Raw genomic sequence first — 7,721 nt, 5'->3', positions numbered from 1 at the left:
GGTTCGCTAAGATTTTAAACCTTTGCGGTTCATGGCGCGCTTTGCGGTTGAGTTTTGCCGCCCGTTGTAGTTTATTTCGCGCGGAGGCGCAACGGAGCAAAGACGCAGTGATGCCGTTCAAGCGCTTCGTGTTTCTTTGAGCCTTCGTGGCTCCTATGTTTGTTTTTTTAAGTTTTTTGAGATTTTGATTAAAGATACCAATAGATTTGAGAGCTTATAAAGTGAAAAAGAGTGAGAGTTAATTAGTGTCTAAACAACTTTCATAGTATGTTCTCACAGAGATATAACCTCACTCTTTTTTATCTCTTCGAGTTTGAACAGAATGTAAGGAATGTCCATTTATCGCGACAGAACCAGAGTATCCAGCCAGGAGACAAAACGAAGGGAGATTTTTCACTTTATTTTTTTTATTTAAAAGTATTGGTATGAGACAAATTGTAAAGCAGGTTTGTGGTATTGACATAGCGCAAAACGAGTTGGTAGTAGCCCTTGGTCGGATGCACGATGATTTAAGCCCGGAAGTACATGTTTATAAAGCGTTCACTAACAATACAAAAGGCTTTGAGTTGTTGCTGAAATGGGTAAAGAAGTGGTCCGGGGATGGTGTTGATGTACACTATGTAATGGAAGCCACCGGTGTATATCATGAAAAGTTAGCCTACTATCTTTATTTGCATGCTCCGTCACTGAGTATTGTGCTACCGAATAAGATCAGCAATTACCTCAGAACCCTGGATGTAAAAACAGTTACGGATAAAACAGCCTCAGAGGGCATTACCTTGTTTGGGTTAGAACGAAAATTAAATAATTGGAGCCCGCCGGATCCGGTATATAAACAAATGCGTCAATTGGTAAGGGAGCGGGACCAGATAGTGCAAATCCGCACCATAGCTAAGAATCAGCTTCACGCCGAGCAGGCAGAAATGTTCCCGCTAAAAGGCACCATAGCCCGGCTGAACAAGCATATAGCGCTTTTAGACAAACAGGTTGGAGAGGTTGTTGCTGACATCAACGAATTAGTCAAATCAAACGAAAAAATAGACGCTATAGTGGAATTATTAGCTTCGATTCCGGGAGTGGGCTTATTGACAGCGGCAACGGTTTTGGCAGAGACCAATGGCTTTGATTTGATCAGAAACAAAAGACAACTGGCCAGCTATGCAGGGTTGGATGTGAAAGAAAGGACATCAGGAACCTCGGTAAAAGGCAAGCCTAAAATATCGAAACGGGGAAATAAATATTTACGAAAAGCCATGCATATGCCGGCATTAGCAGCTATCAGGCATGATGAGCGTTTCAAGGGTGTCTTTGCAAGATTAGTCGCTAAACACGGTATCAAAATGAAAGCGGCCGTAGCAGTGCAAAGAAAGATCTTAGAACTGATGTACACATTATTTAAAAAACAAGAAAAGTATAACAACGATTATTTGAAAACGCAAAATCAGCCAGAAAACGCTGAAATAGAAATAAAAAAAGTAAAGAGCAATATTAAATAATTGCTCTCTTACACAGGCTGGCATAAAGCCGCCTAAAACACAAAATTAAAAAATATTTTGGTTCTTAACACAGAATCTTTGTGGCCTCAATGATCTATTTCACGCTTTGTGGCGCTCTCCTTAGTTTGCCAGTTCAATCATCGCTTCCAGCTCTTTTTGCAGGTGCTCGTCCCCGTTAAAACCAACAGCCTGGAACTTGATATTGCCGTCTTTACCAATTATAAATTTTGTGGGGATCCCGGTTACGTTAAACTGTGCTACCACCTTACTGTCATTGTCCATCAAAACCTGGAAATCGTATTTGTTTTTTGCAATAAAATCGGTGGCATTCTTTTGTTTGTCCTCAACCGTTTCCCAGGTGTCTACAAACAAGAAGCGGACGCCGGGGTTGTCTTTGTATTGCTGCACCATTTTTTGCATGGCCGGAAAAGAGGCCTTGCAGGGGCCGCACCAGGTGGCCCAAAAGTCTACCACCACAACCTGGCCCTTGAGGTCCGTAAGCGTTATCTTTTTTCCCGAAAGATCCTGGAGGGCAAATTGAGGAGCGGGGTCATTCTTCATGGTTTTCCGTAGCTCTTCCATCATTTTTTGTTTGGCGCCCAGCTCCAATGTAGTCATATAACCGGCAAAGCCTTCGTCCGATTTATGTTCTTTAATATAGGCTCGTTTTAGTACTTCCTTAATGGCCTCATTGGCTTTTCCTTCTTTTACAAATTTTTCAAGCTGCGGCTTGTATTTTTTAGCCGGTAGCGCTTTTTCAGCCAGCAGGGCATAGGTGCCGTTCTCGTTCGCGTTTGATCCATTGTTAATGGTTAACGCCGCTTCACGCGCAAAGGGAAGCCCTTTTTTGTATTGTCCCTGCTTGTACAGGATCATACCATAAGTATCGGCATAAGTGGCATAGTCGTCTTTTTTTTGCTGCATCCATTCTTTTTTCAGCTGCATTTTTGGTTTTTGATCCCTTGGCGTTTTTAGATCTGCCCGGGCATAATCCACGGTTTCCTTCGAAAGCGCTGCCGCCAATGCAAGATCACTGCTACTGTCTTCCTGCATTTTCCATGCTACGGAATTGTAGGCATTTATTTTATTTTTTTCATCCCTGAATGTAGCGGCATACCGTTTAAAGTTTTGCCAGTCTTTTTTTGAAGCATAGGTGGTAAGGATCTGCCGCTGCATATAATTGATCAGGCTGCTATAGCTGTCCGGATTTTTTTCGGAAGCTGCTGCTTTTGATACCGCTTCAACTATCGCTTCTTTTTTTTGAAGATCGGCTTCGGCCATGTATTTTGCATAATAGTCCTGCTGGGTCAGCTTATTGGGAGGGAGTTTTTCTTTTTTCAGTTTTCCCCAAAAAGCCTGCTGCTGGGGAAACCGCAATAGTCCATATAAGTTAAAGATTTTCGTATAATCTTCTTCGGTTTTTAGTCCCTCCTTTAATGTTTTTTCAATTTCAGCCTGCGCTGCGGTGATGGCTTTTTCCTTGTCGGTGCGGTAAAGTGTAAAAAGGTAGCCGGCTATCAGGGATTCCCTGTTTTCGGGGTATAGTGCCATTTCTTTTTGATAGCTGTCCCGGGCCCGGCCGGCGTCTGTTTTCAGCCCGAATTTCCATTCTGCGATGTTGTTATAGAACTGGGCAGCGCCGGCATAGGCGCCTTTTTTGATTTTGTCGCCTTTATAAAGCGGCACCAGGTACCCGCTGTCCGCGTTTTTGTCTTTTTTATCATCAACGGAAAATCCAAATGCCAGCAGGGTTTGGGCTGTATCTGTCTGGATGGTAGCCGTATACCGCCCATTTGTCTTTTTTAACAGAAGATCTTCCATTTCCTGGCCCCCGGATCCCATTTTTAATACATAAGCATCCGGTGTTTTGGCCGTTCCGCTCAGATCGCCGCCGGGTACATAACTAATGTTTACGGCATCACCTGCCTGGGGGCGTTCGGGGCTAACAATTAAGTTTGATTGTGCGCATAACTGAACGGTTATGAGCAGGGCGGCAGAAAGCAAAAGGTTTTTCATTTTTAATAAATTTCCGGTGAATGTATTGGTTTCTACAAATGTAGTTGATTGTATTAATTTTTTAAGAGATATTATACAAGGCAGGGGCCGGAAATGGTCTTTTTTTTCACAAATAATTTGCATGCCTTTTGTTATCTCCCGGGTGTTTTCAGCGTCTTACCTGTAGAAAATGGAAAGAAAATGAAAAGCCGTATCATAAAATTTTTGGGGTTGGCAGCCGTGATCCTGGTGCTGGGGGGCTGTGGCCCTTCAGCACATGTGGAAACATCCCGGAATGCCAATTTTGACCGGTACCGGAGTTTTGCCTGGGCAGAGAAGAAAGATCGCCGGGGTCGCTCCGGCAGCAGCACGATGATGGAAAACCAGATCCGCGATGCTATTTCCGGCCGCCTTGAGTCCCGTATGGGATGGCGGGAAGTATCCCGCAACCCGGATGTGATTTTAAGCTATGATGTGTTGGTGGAACGGAGTTCGAGGGTTGAATCCGACTCCAGGTATAGCTGGGGTGGTTTCCGTACTTTTTATAACCCTTATAGCCGCCGGTTTTATAATGTGTATTATCCTTCCCGGTTTATGGGATATGATAATTATGAAGTACCAACAAAGGAAGGCACGATCACTGTAACCATGGCAGATGCCCGTACCGATGAAACCGTGATGCAGGGATGGGCAACGGATGAAGTGAACAGCCGCCGGATCTCCGGAAGGGAAATTAACCGGATCGTGGATGCCATTTTCCGGAAATGGGAGTCCGGTACAAAATATGACAACCGGTATGACAACCGCAGAAGGAATACACGCAGCAGCGATCGATATTAAAGAGCGTAGTTTGGTTTGGTAGTTACAACGGGCCCTCTGTTATTTTTAACGGGGGGCCTATTTTTTGTTACAGGTTTAATGTTTCATGTTCTGCCTCACCCTTCGGGAATGTAAAATATGGGATGGCGAGACGGGTTAAAACCCGCTCTTACAATATTCATCTACCGCTATGCGGCGGGTACAGTTTGCATGCTAACTTGACGCGTATGCGATCAATCGGGAGTGGAAATACTGGAACAAATCATCAGACCTGAAGCGGCTTTCAGTTTTCAGTTATTGCACATCGAGTATAAAAACGGCTCCAACCTGAAACTTTAAACCTGGAACCTCACTCATTCCGTTCTTCTAACAGCCGCCCCAGGTCCAGTTCGCGGGTATACATTTCGAGGCTTCCGTCGGCATGCTTTGGCCATGCTTCTTTCGGCCGGTCCCAATAGAGTTCAACGCCATTCCCATCCGGATCATCCAGATACAATGCTTCTGATACGCCATGGTCTGCCGCACCGGTCAAAGGGTATTGCTCCTGTATGAGGCGGTACAGGATATTGGCCAGGTCTTTCCGGGTGGGATAAAGAATGGCCGTATGAAAAAGACCGGGCGCTTTTGCCGGTGCGGGAGGCGCATCCTTGCTGTACCAGGTATTAAGGCCAATGTGATGGTGATACCCGCCGGCAGAAATAAATGCCGCCTGGCTGCCGTACATCGTAGTAACCTCAAACCCCAGCAGGCCGCAATAAAAACCGATGGATCGCTGGAGGTCGGAAACCTTGAGATGTACATGCCCTATTTTAGTTGCGGGCGGAATTTTGTAATCCATAATTTTTGTTTCAGGTTTCACGTTTCAGGTTTCAGGTTCTGTCCGCCGGCCCCGGAACTTTAAACCCGGAACATCAGGCTTCCCACGCAAGCGCACTGGCGCCCAGTATGGCAGCGTCGGCTTCTTTCAGCTCACTAAACACCAGCTTTACTTTATCCTGGAAAATCGGCAGCAGGTTTTTTTCCATGTGCTCCTTGGTGGGCTTCATAATATAATCGCCTGCTTTGATAACCCCTCCAAACAGGATAATAGCTTCCGGCGAAGAGAACATGATAAAATTAGCCAATGCCTCACCCAGTATCTGCCCCGTGTAGCGAAATACTTCCATTGCCGTTTCATCTCCTTTTTCTGCCAGCTCAAACACGGCAAGGGAATCGAGGCGTTCCTCCGGAACATTATTGAGCGCGGAGTGAATATTTTCGGCCCTTAGTTTTTTGGCAGTAATGGCGATGCCGGTAGCGGAGCAGTAGGCTTCCAGCGAACCATGTGCCCCGGTGCTCCAATGTTTGCGACCTCCGGGGCGCACAATAACATGCCCCAGTTCGCCTGCAAATCCATCGTGGCCATACAACATCAGACCGTTGGCTACAATACCGCTGCCCACACCGGTACCCAGGGTAATCATAATGAAATCCTTCATCCCCCGGGCGGCCCCGTACATCATTTCGCCCATAGCAGCAGCATTGGCATCATTGGTGAGCGTACAGGGAATACCAAATTTTTCGCTTACCAGTTTAGCGATAGGAATCACTCCCCGCCAGGGTAGGTTGGGCGCGTATTCGATGGTGCCGGTATAATAATTCCCATTGGGAGCACCCATCCCAATGCCTTTGATCCCTATTGAACTGTTTTTGTCGATGATGGGTTTCATCGCTTCGTAGAGCCCGTCGATAAATGACTCAATGGTTGGGAATGCATCTGTTTTTATGTCCCCCTTATCAATAATTTCACCGCGGTGATTCACTATGCCGTACTTTGTATTGGTGCCACCTATGTCAATCCCAATCGCCAGGTCACTTGACAAATCTAATATTCCCATATCATTTTCCATTTATAAATATTAATGCCCGCCTCCGGAAGTTTTGACATCATAATCGATGCCTTGCTGCTTCAGGGTTGCTTTTGCTTTTATTGCGTAAAAGGCAAGATACGCAAAGCAAGCCACACCAACAAAGTATGAATGCTGGATGCCCAGGTGCTCCGGGGCTGCCAGCCAGCCCTGGAAGAGGCTTACAAAACCGCCTCCCATGATCATAAAGATGAGGAGGCTGGACCCTTTATTGGTAAATTTGCCTAAACCTGCAATTGAGAGGGTAAAAATGCAGGGCCAAAGGGTAGAACAGAACAGTCCCACACAAATAAAGGCATATACGCTGGTCATTTTATCGGCAAATATCCCGATCAGTAAGGCCAGGATACCCATGCAGCTGAAGATCAGCAATTGCCGGGCCGGGTTTCCCTTACTTAAAATGTCGCAGGCGATGAGGCCTACGATTAATAAGGCGTATATATAAAAAGGAGTAATATCATGATTGGCGATCTTATTCACCAGCAGGAAAACTCCAAAAGCAATATAAGGCATCAGGAATCGCAAAATGCTTTTTGCATTTTTGGAAAGATCAAATGCGCCTACAGACCCGGTCCAGCGACCAATCATCAGGCTGGCCCAGTAAAGTGATACAAAGGGCGCGATCTTGTCGGTGGGTGTCTGTAAATGCTCTTTCATAAATTCGGGAAGGTTGGCCGCGGTGCTTACCTCTACGCCTACATATAAGAAGATGGCGATCATCCCCATCACCAGCTGCGGGTAGGCCAATACCGAATGGCGGGCCGGGGGCGTTTTGAGGATTTCCGGTTCCAGCGATTGTTTGCTGCCATCCGGCTCAACATTATCTGTTGTGTCAACCGATTCAAGATCAATTTTATTAGGCACAGAAGAGAACCGGAAGATAATGGCAACAATAACGAATGCCAGGCCTAAGATCAGGTAAGGGACTTTAATGCTCTGGATGTCGGCATTGGAACTTGAGGCGGTAACCGATCCGAAGATGGCAAAGCTGACTACGAGGGGCCCAATGGTGGTGCCAAAATTATTGACGCCTCCTGCAAGGCTTAAACGCTGGGAGCCCAGTTTAGGATCGCCCATGATAATGGCAAGCGGGTTGGCCGCAGTTTGCTGCAGGGAGAAACCCAGGCCTACAATAAATAAACCAACAATAAATAAAGAAAAAGATTCCTGCTCTGCGGCGGGGTAAAACATCAGGGTACCCAAGGCAGAAATAATCAACCCCAATGAAATGCCATTCTTATAGCCGATCTTTTGCAGCAGGTCTTTTCCGATAACACTGCTGATCAGCAGGAAGATCAGCGACCCGATGGTATAGGCTACATAGAAAGCAAAAGAAACCATCTGCGACTGAACCTGGGTTAAATGAAGTTTTTCCTTAAAAACGGGAATCAGGATATCATTACTGGCGGCAACAAAGCCCCAAAAGAAAAACACAATGATGAGCGTTCCAAATTGAGACCACTTTGTCGTTTGATTACTCATGTCAATCGTTTATAGTTTTACA

General features: G+C 45.9%; 6 protein-coding genes. 2 read left to right on the top strand and 4 right to left on the bottom strand.

Going from position 1 to position 7,721, the window contains the following annotated elements; genetic code table 11:
* The first annotated feature begins 425 nt into the window (after positions 1-425).
* On the top strand, positions 426-1,496 hold the full coding sequence (locus GGU45_RS03395; RefSeq protein WP_435222010.1) for an IS110 family RNA-guided transposase: 1,071 nt from the start codon (positions 426-428) through the stop codon (positions 1,494-1,496).
* Positions 1,497-1,616: 120 nt separating this feature from the next.
* Here GGU45_RS03395 and GGU45_RS03390 read toward each other — a convergent pair whose 3' ends face one another.
* Positions 1,617-3,512 (bottom strand): redoxin domain-containing protein, encoded by a 1,896-nt coding sequence (locus GGU45_RS03390; RefSeq protein WP_435222008.1) that lies wholly within the window; start codon positions 3,510-3,512, stop codon positions 1,617-1,619.
* A 180-nt stretch (positions 3,513-3,692) separates the two neighbouring features.
* Between GGU45_RS03390 and GGU45_RS03385 the strand changes: the two genes are divergently transcribed.
* Positions 3,693-4,331 carry a DUF4136 domain-containing protein gene (locus GGU45_RS03385; RefSeq protein ID WP_435222007.1) on the top strand — a complete coding sequence of 213 codons (639 nt, stop codon included), beginning with the start codon at positions 3,693-3,695 and terminating at the stop codon, positions 4,329-4,331.
* 328 nt (positions 4,332-4,659) lie between these two features.
* On the opposite strand, the gene GGU45_RS03380 is transcribed toward GGU45_RS03385, so the two are convergent.
* The 3 genes from GGU45_RS03380 to GGU45_RS03370 all read right to left on the bottom strand — a co-directional run bounded on the left by GGU45_RS03380 (position 4,660) and on the right by GGU45_RS03370 (position 7,699).
* The gene (locus tag GGU45_RS03380; protein ID WP_435222005.1) at positions 4,660-5,148 is read right to left on the bottom strand and encodes a VOC family protein; all 489 of its coding nucleotides are present in this window, start codon (positions 5,146-5,148) and stop codon (positions 4,660-4,662) included.
* 73 nt (positions 5,149-5,221) lie between these two features.
* A complete protein-coding gene (locus GGU45_RS03375; protein WP_435222003.1) occupies positions 5,222-6,187 on the bottom strand; it encodes an ROK family protein in 966 nt (321 codons plus the stop codon).
* Positions 6,188-6,208: 21 nt separating this feature from the next.
* A complete protein-coding gene (locus GGU45_RS03370) occupies positions 6,209-7,699 on the bottom strand; it encodes an MFS transporter (protein WP_435222002.1) in 1,491 nt (496 codons plus the stop codon).
* Positions 7,700-7,721: the final 22 nt, after the last annotated feature.

It is taken from the genome of Niabella hirudinis (genome assembly GCF_051201075.1).
GTDB lineage: Bacteria > Bacteroidota > Bacteroidia > Chitinophagales > Chitinophagaceae > Niabella > Niabella hirudinis.
This window is presented reverse-complemented; position numbering and strand designations above follow the sequence as displayed.

Coding starts and splice junctions, on each gene's coding strand:
- GGU45_RS03395 (WP_435222010.1), top strand. CDS start 426: ATGAGACAAATTGTAAAGCAGGTTTGTGGTATTGACATAGCGCAAAAC.
- GGU45_RS03390 (WP_435222008.1), bottom strand. CDS start 3,512: ATGAAAAACCTTTTGCTTTCTGCCGCCCTGCTCATAACCGTTCAGTTA.
- GGU45_RS03385 (WP_435222007.1), top strand. CDS start 3,693: ATGAAAAGCCGTATCATAAAATTTTTGGGGTTGGCAGCCGTGATCCTG.
- GGU45_RS03380 (WP_435222005.1), bottom strand. CDS start 5,148: ATGGATTACAAAATTCCGCCCGCAACTAAAATAGGGCATGTACATCTC.
- GGU45_RS03375 (WP_435222003.1), bottom strand. CDS start 6,187: ATGGGAATATTAGATTTGTCAAGTGACCTGGCGATTGGGATTGACATA.
- GGU45_RS03370 (WP_435222002.1), bottom strand. CDS start 7,699: ATGAGTAATCAAACGACAAAGTGGTCTCAATTTGGAACGCTCATCATT.